Origin of the sequence: Bacillus sp. ISL-51, from assembly GCF_018613535.1 — a bacterium.
Lineage (GTDB): Bacteria > Bacillota > Bacilli > Bacillales > Bacillaceae > Bacillus.
Genome location: NZ_JAGGQB010000004.1, coordinates 145,146 through 161,646 on the forward strand (window position 1 = coordinate 145,146; position 16,501 = coordinate 161,646).

Consider the following 16,501-nt stretch of genomic DNA (forward strand, 5'->3'; position numbering starts at 1 on the left):
GTTTCCGGGTGTATCAGTTCAAGGGCAGACACGGCTTTGCTAATCCGGATTCAGTTCATTTCAATAAACAGCTTTTTCTCGAAACGCTGTCTGTCATCGCTGATGAGGCAGCGATGCCCCTGTCCTTGACTGACGGCCGGATATAAACAACTCCGCGTCCCGATGACGCGGAGCTTTTTTTACTGATTTAATTTTTTCAGCACGATGCCGTGCAGCGGTTCATGCGGCTGAATACCGCAGACGTCTTGAAGCACGCCGCTCGTGCCTTTCTCTGCTATAAGCTTTTGCAGTTCGGCGGCCTCCGGATCGTCCTTATAGTCGAAACGCAGGGCGGCGGCAATGCCTTCTGCCAGAGCGTTCGGCTCTTTAATTTTTTTGGCCGGTCCTGCTAATCTATCATTCGGCCCAAGCTTTCTGAGCGGAGATCTGGCTACTCTCGTCACATCATCAGTGATGTACTCGTTTTCGAAGCGGCCGATAATTTTCTTAATGTATTGCTCATGATCGGTTTGCTTGAAGCCATAGGTTTTCACCAGGTATTCGCCCGTTTCTGAAAGGGCGGCGTGAACGACACGGCGGATTTCAGGGTGATCGATCGCATCTTTTACGGTCTTTAATCCGCGCTGATAGCCGACATACGCCGTGACCGCGTGGCCCGTATTGACGGTATAGAGCTTTCGTTCAATGAACGGCGTGAGATCCTCAACGAACAATGCCCCGTCAATCACCGGCGGTTCGCCTTTAAAACCTGTTCTGTCTATGACCCATTCGAAAAACGGCTCAACTGATACCTTCAGCGGGTCCTCATGATGCTGAATCGGCACGATCCGATCCACCGCAGAATCCGGGAAACCGACCGTCCGGCTCAATTTTTCCTGCTCAGCTTCCGTTAAATGCCCATAAACTTCTTTTTTCAAAAAGCTGCTTCCGCCGATCATATTTTCGCAGGCAATGATGTTAAGAGGCTGAAAGGCTGTTCTGCGCTTTAATCCTTCCGCGATAGACGGGGCGATGAATTTCAGCACGCCCGGCCCCACCGCTGTCGTAATGATGGCCGCGTCATTGATCAGTCTGTACAGCTCTTCCTCTTGAACTGCGCTGTTGATGGCTGAAACCGGGCCGATTTTTTCCGTTTTTTTCCCGCCGTCGGCAAGCTCAACTGTGTATTCCCGCTTTTCATTCAGAAGGCTGACTATCGACTCGTTGACATCGGCGAATACGACCTCATAGCCGGATTGATGGAGCAGGGCGCCGATAAAGCCCCGCCCGATGTTTCCCGCTCCGAAATGAAGGGCAATCATGTCAGTTCACCTCGCTGAAAATAGCGGCCAGTTCTTCTTCCGTTTTTGCATTGATCAGCCGTTCGATGTTTTCTTCTTCTGAACAAACAATGGCGATGTTTGACAAAATGTCTAAGTGTTCATTGTTTTTTCCGGCGATGCCGAAGACAACCTTCGCTGTATTGCCTTCTCCGTACTCGACGCCGTCAGGAATCTGAATGACGGAGATGCCTGAATGAAGAACGTCCTCCTTCGCATCCTCTGTGCCGTGGGGAATGGCGATGAAGTTCCCCATGAAGGTGGAAGACGTTTCTTCCCGTTCGAACATTTTTGCCACGTAGCCGTCTTTCACATAGCCGTTATCAATCAGCGTCTGTCCCGCTAACCGGATTGCGTCCTCTTTTGATTTTACCGTTTGATTCAGTTTGATATTTGCTTTAGCTAATACTTCCATGATGGGCTATCCCTCTTTCTGTTTGATTAGTTTTTAAGCTTTTCAATCAGTTCATCGTATTTCGGACTGTTTAAGAAATTATCAACCGAGATGTGCACCGCTTGCGGCAGCTTGGCTTTCGCCCGATCTGTCAGATCCTTGTGCGTAATGACGACATCCGCATCATTTGGCAGGTTATTGATCGACGTATTCGTGACATCAATGTCCAGTTCTGCTTTTTTCACTTTATTCCTTAAAATGGAGGCGCCCATTGCGCTCGATCCCATTCCTGCATCACAAGCGAAGATAATGCGGCTGACTTGTTCAGCAGAAATGTCGGCAGGCTGTTCAGCCGGCTCTTCCTCTTTGTCCGCCAGCGCGGCCGCTGCCTCGCTTTTCTTCCCTTTCATCTCCTGCATTTTTTCCGCAGCGGCTGTGAGATCTTCCTCACCCGCTTTTGACGATTTCAGAATAAGCGCAGATACGATAAACGATACGGCTGCTGCGACAATGACGCCTGCAAGCACGCCGAAATAGCTTCCTCTAGGAGTCATCGCCATAATGGCGATGATGCTGCCCGGTGATGATGCCGCAACAAGGCCCGCATTGAAGATCGAGAATGTCAGCAGTCCGCTTGCTCCTCCGGCAATCGCCGCAAGGATCAGCATCGGCTTCATTAAAATGTACGGGAAGTAAATCTCATGAATCCCCCCGAAGAAATGAATGATCGCCGCTCCCGGAGCAGTGGATTTTGAAGAGCCTTTTCCAAAGAACATGTATGCCAGTAAAATTCCGAGTCCCGGTCCTGGGTTCGCTTCAACTAAAAACAGAATGGATTTTCCTGTTTTCGCGGCCTGTTCGATTCCGATCGGACTTAAAATACCGTGGTTGATCGCGTTATTCAGGAACAGTACCTTTGCCGGTTCAACGAAAACGCTTGCAATCGGAAGCAAATTCGCGTGAACAATCACTTCCACGCCGGCTGCCAGCACTTTATTCAGAGACAGAACGACAGGGCCGATCGCATAAAACGCGATAATCGTGAGCACCGCTCCGATAATGCCGGCCGTAAAGTTGTTGATCAGCATTTCAAAGCCTTGTCTGACTTTATCCTTAAATAAACGGTCTATTTGTTTAATGAGATATCCGCCGAGCGGGCCCATAATCATTGCGCCTAAAAACATCGGGATGTCTGAACCGACAATGACCCCAATGGCTGCCGTCGCGCCGACGACTCCCCCGCGGTGGTCGTAAATCATTTTTCCGCCTGTATATGCGATTAAAAGCGGCAGCAGATACGTAATCATCGGATTGACCAATGTGTTCAGCTGCGCATTCGGAACCCATCCCGCCGGAATAAACAGCGCCGTGATAATTCCCCACGCGATAAACGCACCGATGTTCGGCATAATCATTCCGCTTAAGTAACTGCCGAACCGCTGAATCTTAACCTTTACGCCTGATTGCTGCTGTTCTTGCTGCATGTATATTCCCTCCCTGTTTTGCTGTCTGATCATGAAATAAAAAAAGACACGGGGGACTGGTTTCTCCCCTGTGTCTTCATCATAAAACGCTTACAATCCCTATTCAATGAAAAGTAAAGGGGAGTTTGGCACATAGACTGTGACAAATTTTTAAATAAAAAAAGACACCTGTTGTTCAGGTGCCTTACCGCTTTCTGTATATAATGTGTCCTTTCGTAACAACCAGTTTTGCAATCAACCGCTCACTCACGATAAACACCGGATACGCGCATACGAGCGCAAATATGGCGGCCGGCACATACCGGGCGGCAGGAAAAACCGGAATGACAGCCGTTCTGGCCATCTGCACGAGATAAATCAACAGCACCGTTATCGCGATCGCCACCGCCATAATCGGAGCCGACACTTTATATTCACGCAGCTTTACATGGCAATGCCCGCATTGAAACTGGCACGGGATCATTGAGGATCTGACCATGTCGCCTGTAATCGGCTTGCCGCAGTTCGGGCAGGTCGTTTCTTTCATCTTTATTCCTCCATTCAATACTTCTATTATAACAAAGAATGTCCCGGCCGTTTTGAACTTGTGATTGTTCAACATATTTTCACATATTTTATCATCAGGCTCTTGTACACTCCGATGAAAACATCTACTCTTGAAAATGAGGATCATCACTCATTCGCATAAAAAGGGGGATGCAGAATTGCTTCCGATTAACAGACAGCAAAAAATGCTTGAATGGCTGAAGCAAGAGAGCGTGTTAAAAATTTCTGATATAAGCGAGAGATTCGGTGTCTCTGAAATGACTGTTTACAGAGACGTCAATCAGCTGGCTAAGTCGAACCGGATTATTAAAACACCCGGCGGCATTACGCTCCCATCCGCTTCAGAGCAAAACGCCAATCAATGCGGCTATTGCTTGCGGCCGATTCAGCACTCCTATTCTGTTCAGCTTATCACTGCTTCGCAAGCCGTCGAGCAGATGTGCTGCATTCATTGCGCGATTTTGCGGTATGAAGATAAAAAAGAAGAAGTGTCCCATGTCATATGTAAGGATTTTCTTCTGGAGACGACGATTACGGCCGCCTCTGCGCACTTTTTATTACACGCCGAAATCGATCTCCACTGCTGCCAGCCGCAGGCGATTCCCTTTTCAACGCTCGATTACGCGAAACGGTTTCAAAAAGGGTTCGGCGGGGTCATTTGCACATTTGACCAGGCAGCGGAAATTATCTTACACGACAGGCAAAAGGGATGCACTTGCACCAAGACGTAACAACAACCAACCGGAAGGACGGTGTCTTCAGCCATGAGACGAAATAAACTGTGGCTCATTCTTCTGCTGTTCCTTGTTTTGTTTCCGAAAACAAGCTTTGCCCATGCCTATATCACAAGCTCAACACCGGGTGAGAACAGCGAGTTAAAACAAGCGCCGAAGCAGGTCGAGATTCAGTTTAATGAACCGATCGAGGAAGGCTTCCATTCCATCAAAGTGTATAATTCATCCGGCGAACGGGTCGATACGGGCCGGACAGCAATGAAAAAAAATGATAACCGTGTCATGACCGCCGCTTTACAAAAAAAACTGCCGCATGACATTTACAGAGCAGAATGGAACGCGGTGTCAGCCGACGGGCATCCGGTTTCCGGCGTCATACCTTTCAGCGTCGGAAAAGCGGACGGAGCCTTTCAAGACAAAACGGCTTCCGGAGCATCGCTTCATCCCGAAACGGCAATCGACCGCGGCATCTTGTACACGGCCTTTTCTCTGTTTATCGGAACGGCTTTTTTCCACCTTCTTTGGTACAGATCGAAGGCAGGCTTGTCAGGAACGCTTGCAAAGCGAACCGTCAAGCTGTATATCGTCTCCTTGTCTTTGTTAGGGCTGGCCCTGATCTGCCAGCTTCCGATTCAGACGAAGGAAAATGCGGGAGGCTCGTGGAGCGCCGCTTTTCAGCCTGGCTATATAAAAGAAACGCTTCTGCAAACGGCGGGCGGATCGATCTGGATGATTCAAATCGGCTTATACGTGCTGCTTGTTTTATCCATGATTCCGGTGTTAAAAAAGAAACAATTTCGTTCTTTTACATTCTGGACGGCGCCGCTTCTCTTCTTTTTCGGATCGCTTTTGGCTAAGGCATTTGCCGGGCATGCTGCGGTTATTGAAGAAAAAGCGGTCGGCATCACGATGGATTTTTTCCATTTATCAGCGGCCTCTGTGTGGACGGGCGGAATGGCGGCGCTTGTGCTGCTTCTTTCCCCAGAGTGGAGAAAGCCCGATAAATCGGCAGCGCGGGAAACGGTCAAGCGGTTCTCCCCTTGGGCATTCAGTGCTGTCGGCGTGCTTTTGTTCTCAGGCGTGCTGAATGGATTTTTCATTATCCGCTCGTTTGATTCGCTCTTTCACACCGCTTACGGCAAAACGCTTCTGGTGAAAATCGGCCTGTTTGTTATTATGCTTGCGCTCGGCGGCATTCATGTGTGGATCACAAAATACCGGCAGACGCGCAGCATCAGCCGGACGGTCAAGGCTGAATGGGTGATCGGCATTGCGGTATTGTTTATAACCGCTGTGTTCACAAGTCTGCCAAGCCCGCCGGCACCGGCGCCGGAGCCGTTTAACGGTTCAGAAATGATCGGCAGCGGACAAACATTGTCTATCAGTATCAGCCCGAATCAGCCGGGTAAAAATGAATTTGAAGTGAGAGTCACCGATCATAACGGCCGGCTTGTCAAAGATATTCAGCAATTCACGGTGACCGTATATCAGACGGGCTTCAGCGGCAGTAAAAACGAAAGCACCTTTGATTTGAAAAAGACAAAGCAAGGCGTATTTGAAGCTGATAACCTTTCTATTACTGAAAAAGGAAACTGGAAAATCAAAGTCCACGGACTGACAAGCGACTTTAACGAGATCAACCAAATCTTCACTACCACAAACTAAGGAGTGTGTCTCATGTTGAAAAAAAATGCTTTATCATTCATTTCGGCCGTGATTATGTCACTCGTATGCTTTACGGCTTCGGCAAGCGCCCACGTTTCAGTGAAACCAGCGGAATCAGCTGCCGGCTCTTGGGAAACGTACACGATGAAAGTGCCTGTCGAAAAAAATGAACCGACCACAAAGGTTGTGCTGAAAATGCCCTCGGGTGTTGAATTCCAGCAGTATCAGCCGATTCCAGGCTGGAAAACCTCTGTTTCAAAACATGATGATAAAAACGTGTCAGTCACTTGGCAAGCAACAGCAGGCGGCATTAAGCCCGGCCAATTCCAGCAATTCACATTCGTTGCAAAAAACCCTGAAAAGACCGAAGATGCGGCTTGGGATGCCTATCAATATTATAAAGACGGCAGCATTGTAGAATGGACGGGAGACGAAAAAGCCGACACACCGCATTCGATTACAAAAATCACAAAAGCGGCGAACGTCACTGATGCACACGGAGCTTCACAAACAAAGGAAGAAAGCAAATCAGGCACATCAGCGCTTGAGATTGCGGCCATCGTTCTTTCAGCCGCAGCCATTATCTTGTCCATAGCGGCGCTTTTGAAGAAAAAACGCGCGTAAAAAAAAGCGATCCGGCTCATATTGAGTCTGCGATCGCTTTTTTTCTTATCCGCGTCCTGCCTGGAATGACGGATACTTCGTCATTCCGCCGTCGGCAAACAGTGTAATGCCCGTGACATAGCTCGATTCCTCAGATGCGAGCCAGACGGCGACAGCCGCGATTTCTTCCGGCTCACCGATATATCCCATCGGAATCATGCTTTCCACATCTTTTTTCTGGACGGGGTCAGCAAACTTCTCCGCATTGATCGGCGTGTTGATGGCGCCCGGCCCGATATTGTTCACACGGATGCCCTTCGGCGCGTATTCAAGAGCCAGTGTTTCTGTCATTAATTTGATGCCGCCTTTACTTGCTGCATAATGAACAAACAGCGGCCACGGAATCATTTCATGTACGCTCGACATGTTAATGACGTTGCCTTTCCTATTGTTTTCCACATAGTATTTAATCGCTTCGCGGCTTCCTAAAAAAGCGCCGGTCAGGTTGGTGCTGATGACTTTGTTCCAATCATTAAGCGGCATTTCATGGGAAGGAACCGGATTTTCCATGCCGGCATTATTGATCATAATATCAAGTGTGCCGAATTCCTTGACCGCGGTTTGCACGATGTTTTTGACATCTTCTTCTTTTGTGACGTCACCCTGAACGACTGCCGCTTCCCCGCCCGCTTTTTGAACCTCTTCTTTTACGTTTTGGGCTTCTTTTTCGTTATTAAAGTAGTTAATGACGACCTTCGCCTGCTCCTGTCCGAAACGGATCGCCATCGCTTTTCCTAATCCTGATGACGCTCCCGTAATGGCAACGACTTTTCCCTTTAAATCCGTATACATATTCGAACCTCCTGCGTTTTGTTATGAATTTGATTTTGCGATTCCTAAGAATACCGCGGCCGCAATGATCAGAATAATACCGATGGCGATGGCGACCAGCTGGCGTTTCGTTTTCGTCTCACGGAGAATGAAGATCCCGCCGAGCGTGCTGATGACAATTCCCATTTGTGATAATGAAAAGCTTGTCGCAACTCCGACTCTCGGCTGTGAGATGAACAGAAACATATTTCCGAGCGCCCAGATGATTCCCGGCAGAATGTTGCGGATCGCATACTTATTAAACGGTTTATGCTTGTACGTCAGCACCAGACCGCCAATCACCATCCCGATCGCCTGAGGCAAAAGCGCTGACCAGCCGGATACGCCGAACAGCCGGGCAACGACGACGTAGACTAAATAACCAAGCGTGGAGATCAGCAGGATAACGATCCCTTTTTTCAAGTCTCCCGGTTCTCCGTCCGCCTGTCCCTTTTTATCATTCAGCGATGTGAGCACAATTCCGACAATGATAAAAATAAGGGCGAGAATACCTAACGTAATCGCGATAGGCGTTGACCATTCTTTGAACACGATAACGCCGAACAAAGAAGTCGAGACGAGCTGCATCCCCGTTGAGATCGGCATCGTTTTTGAAACACCCATCAGCTGGATGCTTTTTAACTGATTGCTTTGTCCGAGCGACCAAAACAGCCCCGATACGATTCCGACAATAAAAATGCGCAGCGACAGCACCGGATGGACAAACAGGTAAAGCACAAACGAAACGATAAGCGCCCCGATTGTCGTTCCCAGTGTCTGACTGTAAGGCCCGCCGCCCAGTTTGACATTAAATAACACGATGCTCCCCCAAAATAAAGCCGGGAGAAGAGCCAGTAATATATCCATGATGGCGACCTTCTTTCAATCGTATTTGCTGTTATTTTGTCTGGAATCATATCGATTATTCTCTAAACAAGATAAAAAAAGCCTGCCGGCGAATCTCACCGGCAAGCATAAAAATTTAAGCAGTATGTTTTATAGCGCTTCCTTGTCTTTGCAGCAGTAAAAAGAAAAAGACGCCGCACAGAACGAGCACGCCTCCCGCCATTTGAATGGAGGTTACACGTTCTCCAAGCAGAAGCACAGCAAATATCGTCGCTCCGACCGGTTCCCCGAGAATACTCATAGAAATAGTGGTCGCATTCACAAAGTTCAAGAGCCAATTGTTAATGACATGCGACATCGTCGGGATGACGGCCAGCAGCAAAAAGATACCCCACTCTCTCGCAGCATAGCCGCTGAACGGGGCGGACACGCTTACGTTATAGATCACCAGAAAAAAGCCGGCAAATAAGAAAACACAAAAGCTGTACACCCAGTGTGACACTTTTTTGACCGCTTGCTGTCCGATTAACAAATAACAAACCACTGCTATCACGCTGAAAAATGACAGCGCGTCACCTAAAATGGCCGCCCGGCTGTGCCCGAGATCGCCCCAGCCGATCATGGCGGAACCGATAACGGCAGCACACATAATTAAAAGGGCGCGCCCGCTCGTTTTTTCTCTATAGATCAGATATCCCCCGAGAAGGGATATGATCGGCTGCAGCGCGAGAATAACCGTCGAGCTGGCAACGGTTGTCAGCTTTAATGACCCGAACCACAGCACAAAGTGCAAACCGAGGAAAAAGCCCGATACCCCTAAAAGCGCCCACTCTCTCATACGGATGCCCAAAAATTCCTCCCGCTTTCCTGCAACAAACGGAAGCATTAAAACAGCGGCAAAAAGCATACGGTACATGCTCAACACTGAGGCAGGCGCCCCCGACCATTTCACGATAATTGCAGAAAAAGAAATCGCGATAATGGAAATCACAAGCGGAAGCCCGATCGATCTCCTTTTTTCCATGTCCTGTTTCATCTTTCATCATCCTTGTCTTAACATTCAGAAAACATATATGAGAAATATACTACGGGCGCATACACGGCGCAATACGTATTTTGCCCTGCCTGCACAATCAAAAAAGCCCCGCTTGAAGCGGGGCTTTCCTTTACAGAAATTAAAGTCCGATAGACATATATTTTGTTTCAAGATAAGGCTCAATTCCTTCTGTACCGCCTTCACGGCCGATGCCGCTTTCTTTCATTCCGCCAAACGGGGCTTGAACTGCGGACGGGCCGCCGTCGTTCCAGCCGATAATGCCGTATTCAAGCTGTTCTGAAATATAAATGCCGCGGCGGTAATTTTCTGTGAAGAAATAAGCCGCAAGCCCGAACGGCGTATCGTTCGCAAGCTTAATCGCTTCATCAATATCAGAGAAAGTAACGATCGGCGCAACCGGGCCGAAGGTTTCTTCATGCATGATGTTCATGGATGTATCCACGTCTGCCAGCACAGTCGGCGTAACGAAATAGCAGCCTTTCTCATCGTTTTGGTCAAATGTTCCGCCGGTCAGCACTTTTGCGCCTTTTTCCACGGCGTCATTGATTTGGCCGACGATTTTGTCGAAGCCTTTTTTGTTGATGACCGGTCCGACGTTTACGCCTTCCTCAAGGCCGTTGCCGACTTTGAGCTTTGCCGCCTCTTCACTCAGTTTTTTCGCAAACTCATCCTTAATGGACTCGTGAACGATTAAACGGTTCGCGCAGACGCACGTTTGGCCTGCGTTTCTGAATTTAGAGGCCATGGTTTGTTTTACCGCGAGATCAAGATCAGCGTCCTCGTCTACGATCAGCGGCGCATGCCCGCCAAGCTCCATAGACATGTGTTTTACCGTATCGGCGCTGTTTTTCATTAAGATTTTGCCGACCGGCGTTGAACCGGTAAATGTAATTTTGCGGATTTTCGGGCTGCTGGTAAAGACGTTTCCGATCTCTGCTCCGTCTCCTATCACCACTTGCAGCACGTCCTTCGGAATACCCGCTTCATAAGCAAGACGCGCAAGTGCGTAAGCAGAAAGCGGCGTGTCCTCTGCCGGTTTAATGATGAACGTACAGCCTGCCGCCAAAGCCGGCGCTGCTTTTCTTGTGATCATCGCATTCGGGAAATTCCAAGGCGTAATCGCCGCAACCGGGCCGACCGCCTGGCGCGTGACGACAATCCGCTTGCCCGCCGCCGCAGGAACCGTTCTGCCGTATATGCGTTTCGCTTCTTCCGCAAACCATTCGATGTAGCCTGCCCCGTATAATACCTCGCCGACCGCCTCTTGGTACGGTTTCCCGTTTTCCTTCGTAATTAATTCCGCAAGTTCTTCTTTATGTTCAACAATCAGCTCATACCATTTTCTTAAAAGTGACGCACGTTCTCCGGCTGATGTTTTAGACCATGATTGAAACGCTTGATGTGAACGTTCAATCGCTTCTTCAACTTCCTGAGCCGTTTGCTGAGGGATGCTTTCGATCGCCTCTCCCGTCGCCGGATTGTAAACCGTTAATTGTTCTGGCATATTGAACATTCCTTTCTCTGCTATGTGTGTTACTTCTCATGATAGCAGACTCATCCTTGAGCTTTCCAACAATGAGCTTACAGAGCTGCTTCAATAATCTCAAGGCCTTCTGCAAGCTGCTCATCCGTCATCACAAGCGGCGTCAGAAATCTGATAATGTTGCCGTTGATTCCCGCTGTTAAGAGAAGCAGTCCGTTTTCGTTGGCTGTTTTGGCGATAGCAGCGGCTTTAGCTTTATCCGGTTCACGCGTAACTTGATCTTTGACAATTTCAATGGCGGCCATCGCCCCGAGTCTGCGCACTTCTCCGATAAAGGCGTGTTCTTTTTTCCATTCAAGCGCCTGCTCTTCAATGATCTGCCCGATTTCCTCTGACCGCTGATTAAGACCTTCTTCTTCAATAATATCCAGTACGGCGAGCGCAGCCGCACAGCCGAGCGGGCTTCCCGCATACGTGCCGCCCAGCTCGCCCGGCGCCGCTGCATCAAGGATTTCCGCACGCCCGATGACTCCGCTGAGCGGCAGTCCGGCAGCAAGCGATTTGGAAACTGTGATTAAATCAGGCACAACGCCGAAATGCTCAATCGCAAAGTACGTGCCCGTTCTGGCAAAACCGGTCTGTATCTCATCCGCCACAAACACGATGCTATGTTCCTTACAGAAATCAGCGACATGCTGAACGAAACGTTTCGAAGGAATAATAAAGCCGCCTTCGCCCTGAACAGGCTCCATCACGACACAAGCAACGGTTTCAGGCGCGGCTGAGGAGATAAAGAAATCATCAAAGGCCTTTATAATAAAGTCATCGTATTGCTCATTGCTCATCCCGGCGGGCTTTTGATAATAGTAAGGAAACGGCGCCTGATACACCTCTGAGGCAAATGGGCCGAAGCCGAATTTATAAGGCTTTACCTTGCTTGTCATGCTCATCGTCATATTGGTGCGCCCGTGAAATCCCCGTGTGAAGGAGACAACGCCTTGGCGTTTCGTATATTTTCTGGCGATTTTCACGGCGTTTTCAACCGCTTCCGCTCCTGAGTTCAGGAAGATCGCTTTTTTGTCATGATCCCCCGGCGCAAGGTTGCAAAGCTTTTCGGCTAATTCAATATAGGACGGATACATCATGACGTTAAAGCCGGGATGAATCAGATCCTCAGCCTGCTTCTTCACAGCCTCAACCACCTTCGGATGGGAATGGCCGACATTTAACGTTCCGATCGCTCCGGCAAAATCAATGAACTTTCTGCCGTCCAAGTCATATAAAAGCGCCCCTTCTCCTTTTACCGCCATGCTGCGGTTTCCGTTGCCGACGCCGTTTGATACAAATTGATCCCGTTTTTCCTGCCACTGGGCTGTCGTTCTTCCCGATGCTGTTGTTTGACTCATCTATTTCATCCCCCTGCACTGTTTTCTTATCATTCTGACTTCTTTTTGGTATGATAAAAAGTACCAATTTTAATTTTTCCATGGTATCAGATGAAACGGAGTGACCGGGTTATGATAACGATGTCGATTGATCATTCGGAAACGGCGGATTACATTTATCAGCAAATTTATCAGAAAATAAAAGCGGCCGTTTTAGACCGCAGCCTCCCGCCCCACACAAAGGTGCCTTCTAAACGGGAGCTCGCCGATACGTTAAAGGTCAGTGTGAATTCAGTGAATTCCGCCTACCAGCAGCTGCTTTCGGAAGGCTACTTATATGCCATTGAGAGAAAAGGATTTTTCGTTGAAGAAATTGATACGTTTTATCATGAAGAGAAGCCTTTTGGATCGGCATTGCCTGACGATTTAAAGGAGCAGGAACCGGATAAGAGCGGCTGGATTTCGTTTTCGCATATGAGCGTGGACACGGCGCATTTTCCGTTAAAAAGCTGGTTCCGCTGTGAGCAGAAAGCCGCGGCCCGCTCATTTCACACACTCGGTGAACTCGTCCATCCCCAAGGCTTATATGAGGTGCGGGAAACGATCTCAAGGCTTATTTCTTTAACAAGAGGCGTCAAATGCCGCCCGGAGCAGATCGTGATCGGGGCGGGCACGCAAATGCTGATGCAGCTTCTGACCGAACTGCTGCCAAAAGACGCGCTGTACGCCATGGAGGAGCCGGGCTATATGAGGATGTACCGGCTATTGAAAAGCCTCGGAAAACAGACCGCTGCCATTCATCTTGATGAGAAAGGCATGTCAATGACGGAAATTGACAGGCGCCGGCCCGATGTGCTGATCACCACGCCGTCCCATCAATTTCCGTCCGGCGTCATCATGCCCGTTTCCCGGCGGATTCAGCTTTTGAACTGGGCTGCTGAGCAAGAAAACCGCTGCATTATTGAAGATGACTATGACAGTGAATTTAAATATGACGCGGACACCATCCCCGCGCTTCAAAGCCTGGACCGATTTCAAAATGTCATCTACATGGGGACATTTTCGAAATCACTTCTTCCCGGCCTGCGCATAAGTTATATGGTCTTGCCGCCTGATCTTTTGCGGGTATTCAAACAAAGGACGTATGATCTGCATACGTGCAACACGCTTGCCCAGCTGGCGCTTAAGGAGTTCATTGATTCCGGTGAATATCAGAAGCATATAAAAAAAATGAAGCAGCATTATAAGGACATACGGGAGCGCCTCATTTCGGCTTTAGAAGAAGCTTTCGGAGAAACAATCACCTTAATAGGCGCGAACGCGGGCCTGCATTTTGTCACTGAATTTGACTGCGCCCGTTCAGAAAAAGACATATTGGCCCGCGCAGCTGCCCAACAGCTTGACCTGTTCGCAATGAGCCGTTTTCGGCTGGAAGCAGGCGGCGTGTCAGAAAAACCGAAGCTGATCCTCGGATTCGCCCGCCTGAAGCAGAACGATATCGAAGAAGGCGTGACAAGGCTTTATCGGGCGGTTTTCGGAGCATAAAAAAACCCCCGGTTCCGGGGATTGGTTTACCAGCGGGTTGGCTCTATTTGCAGCACCGCTTCCAGCAAACCTGGAAACGCCTCTTGTAAATCACCTTTGCGCAGGGAATAATAGCGATGCTTCCCGTCTATGCGCACTTGGGCGATTCCCGCTTCCCTCAGCACTTTGAAGTGGTGAGACAGCGTTGATTTCGCAACCCGGATATCAGCGCATGTGCTGCACGTTTTTTCTGCTGTTTCAGCCAATTGCTTGACCAGCTCTAAGCGGAGCGGATCACTGAGAGCGTGAAGAACTTTTGTCAGCTGCAAATGATTGGTTTCAGGATGGTTTGGAATGTTCATAAATCAAATGTAACACATATCAGCTGCGGGTGACAATTTAGGCAGGAGGGTATTTTCTTTGCCTTACGCCGTTAAACATGTTACAGTTAGTTCGATAATATTCGAACTATAACAAATAAACCCAATCAGGAGGAATTGTCATGATCGTCTTACAAGCTTACATGAAAGTAAAACCAGAAAAACGCGAGGAATTTTTAGGAGAGGCTCAATCGCTTGTTCATCATTCACGCGCGGAAGAAGGAAATGTACAGTACGATCTGTTTGAAAAGGCCGGCGAAGAAAATACGTTCGTCATGCTCGAAAAATGGAAAGATGAAGAAGCAATGAAATTCCATAACGGAACAGAGCATTTCCAAGGATTCGTCGCAAAAGGAAAAGAACTGCTGAACGCTCCGCTTGATGTCGTTCGCACAGAGCTGGCGGACTAACGAAAGGATGGCTGACATGAACGAAGTGCTTCAATTATTAACAGATCACCGATCCATACGGAGTTACACTGATGAACCGGTAACCGAAGAAGAGCTCGACCTGATCATCCAAGCCGCACAGGCTGCCCCCACTTCCATTAACGGACAGCAGTTTACCGTGATCGCGGTGCGGGATAAAGAAAGAAAAAAGAAAATCTCCGAATTGGCCGGCGGACAGCCATGGATTGACCAAGCGCCGGTTTTCCTTTTATTCTGCGCTGATTTTAACCGCGCCAAAATTGCACTTGAAGAATATAATGATACACCGCTTGAAATTACGAACGGATTAGAGTCCGTCCTTGTCAGCGCCGTAGATGTCGGCATCGCGCTCGGAACGGCAACCGCTGCGGCGGAATCAATGGGCCTCGGCACTGTGCCGATCGGCGCCGTGCGCGGCAAGCCGGACGAACTGATTGAATTGCTGAAGCTTCCGAAATACGTTTTCCCTGTCTCAGGCCTCGTCGTCGGCCGCCCGGCAGACCGTTCTGCGAAAAAACCGCGCCTGCCGCAAGCCGCTGTACTGCATCATGAAACGTACCAAGAGGAAGACTTAAGAACACATATTGAAGCCTATGACAAGCAAATGTCCGAGTACATGAAGCAGCGCACCAACGGACAGGAAACAAGAAACTGGTCACAAGGCATCACAGCCTACTACAAACAGCTCTATTATCCTCATATTCGCGAAATGCTTGAAAAGCAAGGATTTAAGACGGATAAATAAGATAACAGCCTGCCGGATCTGATCCGGCAGGTTTTTTCTTTTTCTCAGGCAAAAGCGTTGACACCGTTCGAATGCATTTGTTAATATTTTCATCATGTACTCATTGGTTTTCTGTGAACCAGTGGGTTTTCTATTGTTTACGAAGGAAGGAAATAGCCACATGAACGATAAGAAAACGGATATTCTGCTGGCGGCAAGGAAGCTTTTCTCCGAGAAGAGTTTTACGTCGGTTTCGATGCAGGCGATTGCGGAGGAGTGCAAAGTTTCCAAAGCGTCCTTATATAAGCTGTTCGAATCAAAGGAAGATTTGCTGCTGGAGCTGCTGGATTTCAATCAAAAGCAGATGGTCGCAACGGCTTCCATGCTGAATGAAGAAACAAGCCTGACCCCCGAAGAACGGTTTGCCAAAAAACTGATGGCTGAGCTTGAAGGCTTCAGGCGCAACCAGCAGTTTTTCAATATGCTGATGTACGGAAGCCCCTCCTCTATTAATGAGCGGGTGAAACGGCATATTCACAGGGCGCGTTCCACCTTTATCTGCTGGCACCGCGATTCATTAGTTCAGACGTACGGCGAAGGCATCACGCCCTATGTGTGGGAGCTGGTCATTGTCCTGCAGGGCATGCTGAGAGAGTGCATCACGTTAATTAAGCTGGAAGAAGAGCCTCTTGATCTGACGCCGCTGACGGAATTTATCATCCGCCATCTGAATCTCATCGTCAAAAACAGACAAACCGGTAACACCTTGCCTCAGGACATTATCGACCTTTATGTCACCTCTGCTTCCTCCTTTCAGCCGAAAAACAAAACGGCCTTGTTAGCAGAAAGTCTGGAGGAGCTGAAAGAAACCGTTTCAGTGCTTCCAGGGGAAAAATATGATGTCTGCGGCCTGACATCCGCGGTGTGCATGCTGGAGGAAGAAACAGCCAAAGAAGAGCCGCGGGACTTTCTCTTAAAAGCGCTCATCGGTTATTTAGAGCAAACCGGACCTTTGCAGCCGCCGCTCGCAACCGTTAAAACACTGCTTATTCTATAAAG

Annotated in this window: 17 protein-coding genes; 7 read left to right on the plus strand and 10 right to left on the minus strand. The window is 48.8% G+C overall.

Going from position 1 to position 16,501, the window contains the following annotated elements; translation table 11 throughout:
• Positions 1-179: 179 nt before the first annotated feature.
• The 4 genes from J7E26_RS04480 to J7E26_RS04495 form a co-directional block, all read right to left on the minus strand.
• Positions 180-1,301 carry a mannitol-1-phosphate 5-dehydrogenase gene (locus J7E26_RS04480; protein WP_214801727.1) on the minus strand — a complete coding sequence of 374 codons (1,122 nt, stop codon included), beginning with the start codon at positions 1,299-1,301 and terminating at the stop codon, positions 180-182.
• 1 nt (position 1,302) lies between these two features.
• Positions 1,303-1,734 carry a PTS mannitol transporter subunit IIA gene (locus J7E26_RS04485; protein ID WP_214801729.1) on the minus strand — a complete coding sequence of 144 codons (432 nt, stop codon included), beginning with the start codon at positions 1,732-1,734 and terminating at the stop codon, positions 1,303-1,305.
• 26 nt (positions 1,735-1,760) lie between these two features.
• Complete coding sequence (locus J7E26_RS04490; RefSeq protein WP_214801731.1) at positions 1,761-3,197, minus strand: PTS mannitol transporter subunit IIBC; 1,437 nt, start codon at positions 3,195-3,197, stop codon at positions 1,761-1,763.
• 184 nt (positions 3,198-3,381) lie between these two features.
• Positions 3,382-3,723, minus strand: a complete 342-nt coding sequence (locus tag J7E26_RS04495) for a hypothetical protein (protein ID WP_214801733.1) — start codon at positions 3,721-3,723, stop codon at positions 3,382-3,384.
• A gap of 178 nt (positions 3,724-3,901) precedes the next feature.
• Between J7E26_RS04495 and J7E26_RS04500 the strand changes: the two genes are divergently transcribed.
• From J7E26_RS04500 to J7E26_RS04510, 3 genes are read left to right on the plus strand one after another with little or no spacing between them, the layout of a single operon-like run.
• On the plus strand, positions 3,902-4,474 hold the full coding sequence (locus J7E26_RS04500; RefSeq protein ID WP_214813167.1) for a DeoR family transcriptional regulator: 573 nt from the start codon (positions 3,902-3,904) through the stop codon (positions 4,472-4,474).
• Between the two features lie 33 nt (positions 4,475-4,507).
• The gene (locus J7E26_RS04505; protein ID WP_214801737.1) at positions 4,508-6,142 is read left to right on the plus strand and encodes a copper resistance CopC/CopD family protein; all 1,635 of its coding nucleotides are present in this window, start codon (positions 4,508-4,510) and stop codon (positions 6,140-6,142) included.
• Positions 6,143-6,154: 12 nt separating this feature from the next.
• A complete protein-coding gene (locus J7E26_RS04510; protein WP_214801740.1) occupies positions 6,155-6,766 on the plus strand; it encodes a YcnI family copper-binding membrane protein in 612 nt (203 codons plus the stop codon).
• A 45-nt stretch (positions 6,767-6,811) separates the two neighbouring features.
• Here J7E26_RS04510 and gdh read toward each other — a convergent pair whose 3' ends face one another.
• The 5 genes from gdh to gabT all read right to left on the minus strand — a co-directional run bounded on the left by gdh (position 6,812) and on the right by gabT (position 12,407).
• Positions 6,812-7,597 carry a glucose 1-dehydrogenase gene (gene gdh, locus J7E26_RS04515; protein WP_214801745.1) on the minus strand — a complete coding sequence of 262 codons (786 nt, stop codon included), beginning with the start codon at positions 7,595-7,597 and terminating at the stop codon, positions 6,812-6,814.
• A 21-nt stretch (positions 7,598-7,618) separates the two neighbouring features.
• The gene (locus J7E26_RS04520; RefSeq protein WP_214801748.1) at positions 7,619-8,482 is read right to left on the minus strand and encodes a RhaT/GlcU family sugar-proton symporter; all 864 of its coding nucleotides are present in this window, start codon (positions 8,480-8,482) and stop codon (positions 7,619-7,621) included.
• A 115-nt stretch (positions 8,483-8,597) separates the two neighbouring features.
• On the minus strand, positions 8,598-9,497 hold the full coding sequence (locus tag J7E26_RS04525) for a DMT family transporter (protein WP_214801752.1): 900 nt from the start codon (positions 9,495-9,497) through the stop codon (positions 8,598-8,600).
• Between the two features lie 139 nt (positions 9,498-9,636).
• Entirely contained in the window at positions 9,637-11,022 is a 1,386-nt protein-coding gene (gene gabD, locus J7E26_RS04530) for a succinate-semialdehyde dehydrogenase (protein ID WP_214801755.1), read from the minus strand.
• A 77-nt stretch (positions 11,023-11,099) separates the two neighbouring features.
• Positions 11,100-12,407, minus strand: a complete 1,308-nt coding sequence (gene gabT, locus J7E26_RS04535; protein WP_214801758.1) for a 4-aminobutyrate--2-oxoglutarate transaminase — start codon at positions 12,405-12,407, stop codon at positions 11,100-11,102.
• A gap of 111 nt (positions 12,408-12,518) precedes the next feature.
• Here gabT and gabR point away from each other — a divergent pair, with 111 nt between their 5' ends.
• Positions 12,519-13,931 (plus strand): MocR-like transcriptional regulator GabR, encoded by a 1,413-nt coding sequence (gene gabR, locus J7E26_RS04540; RefSeq protein WP_214801761.1) that lies wholly within the window; start codon positions 12,519-12,521, stop codon positions 13,929-13,931.
• Positions 13,932-13,957: 26 nt separating this feature from the next.
• Here the strand turns inward: gabR and J7E26_RS04545 are convergent, their stop codons facing one another.
• The gene (locus tag J7E26_RS04545; RefSeq protein WP_214801766.1) at positions 13,958-14,272 is read right to left on the minus strand and encodes an ArsR/SmtB family transcription factor; all 315 of its coding nucleotides are present in this window, start codon (positions 14,270-14,272) and stop codon (positions 13,958-13,960) included.
• A 140-nt stretch (positions 14,273-14,412) separates the two neighbouring features.
• Here J7E26_RS04545 and J7E26_RS04550 point away from each other — a divergent pair, with 140 nt between their 5' ends.
• The 3 genes from J7E26_RS04550 to J7E26_RS04560 all read left to right on the plus strand — a co-directional run bounded on the left by J7E26_RS04550 (position 14,413) and on the right by J7E26_RS04560 (position 16,499).
• Positions 14,413-14,700: a putative quinol monooxygenase gene (locus J7E26_RS04550; protein ID WP_214801769.1), complete on the plus strand. Its 288-nt coding sequence runs from the start codon at positions 14,413-14,415 to the stop codon at positions 14,698-14,700.
• A 16-nt stretch (positions 14,701-14,716) separates the two neighbouring features.
• Complete coding sequence (locus tag J7E26_RS04555; RefSeq protein ID WP_214801772.1) at positions 14,717-15,463, plus strand: NADPH-dependent oxidoreductase; 747 nt, start codon at positions 14,717-14,719, stop codon at positions 15,461-15,463.
• Positions 15,464-15,623: 160 nt separating this feature from the next.
• Complete coding sequence (locus J7E26_RS04560; protein ID WP_214801774.1) at positions 15,624-16,499, plus strand: TetR/AcrR family transcriptional regulator; 876 nt, start codon at positions 15,624-15,626, stop codon at positions 16,497-16,499.
• The last annotated feature ends 2 nt before the right edge of the window (positions 16,500-16,501 follow it).

Bases quoted from the DNA above. Each gene is read 5' to 3' on its own strand.
- gabD (WP_214801755.1), bottom strand. From the start codon at position 11,022: ATGCCAGAACAATTAACGGTTTACAATCCGGCGACGGGAGAGGCGATC.
- gdh (WP_214801745.1), bottom strand. From the start codon at position 7,597: ATGTATACGGATTTAAAGGGAAAAGTCGTTGCCATTACGGGAGCGTCA.
- J7E26_RS04525 (WP_214801752.1), bottom strand. From the start codon at position 9,497: ATGAAACAGGACATGGAAAAAAGGAGATCGATCGGGCTTCCGCTTGTG.
- J7E26_RS04505 (WP_214801737.1), top strand. From the start codon at position 4,508: ATGAGACGAAATAAACTGTGGCTCATTCTTCTGCTGTTCCTTGTTTTG.
- J7E26_RS04555 (WP_214801772.1), top strand. From the start codon at position 14,717: ATGAACGAAGTGCTTCAATTATTAACAGATCACCGATCCATACGGAGT.
- J7E26_RS04485 (WP_214801729.1), bottom strand. From the start codon at position 1,734: ATGGAAGTATTAGCTAAAGCAAATATCAAACTGAATCAAACGGTAAAA.
- J7E26_RS04480 (WP_214801727.1), bottom strand. From the start codon at position 1,301: ATGATTGCCCTTCATTTCGGAGCGGGAAACATCGGGCGGGGCTTTATC.
- gabR (WP_214801761.1), top strand. From the start codon at position 12,519: ATGATAACGATGTCGATTGATCATTCGGAAACGGCGGATTACATTTAT.
- J7E26_RS04520 (WP_214801748.1), bottom strand. From the start codon at position 8,482: ATGGATATATTACTGGCTCTTCTCCCGGCTTTATTTTGGGGGAGCATC.
- J7E26_RS04560 (WP_214801774.1), top strand. From the start codon at position 15,624: ATGAACGATAAGAAAACGGATATTCTGCTGGCGGCAAGGAAGCTTTTC.
- gabT (WP_214801758.1), bottom strand. From the start codon at position 12,407: ATGAGTCAAACAACAGCATCGGGAAGAACGACAGCCCAGTGGCAGGAA.
- J7E26_RS04510 (WP_214801740.1), top strand. From the start codon at position 6,155: ATGTTGAAAAAAAATGCTTTATCATTCATTTCGGCCGTGATTATGTCA.
- J7E26_RS04495 (WP_214801733.1), bottom strand. From the start codon at position 3,723: ATGAAAGAAACGACCTGCCCGAACTGCGGCAAGCCGATTACAGGCGAC.
- J7E26_RS04545 (WP_214801766.1), bottom strand. From the start codon at position 14,272: ATGAACATTCCAAACCATCCTGAAACCAATCATTTGCAGCTGACAAAA.
- J7E26_RS04490 (WP_214801731.1), bottom strand. From the start codon at position 3,197: ATGCAGCAAGAACAGCAGCAATCAGGCGTAAAGGTTAAGATTCAGCGG.
- J7E26_RS04550 (WP_214801769.1), top strand. From the start codon at position 14,413: ATGATCGTCTTACAAGCTTACATGAAAGTAAAACCAGAAAAACGCGAG.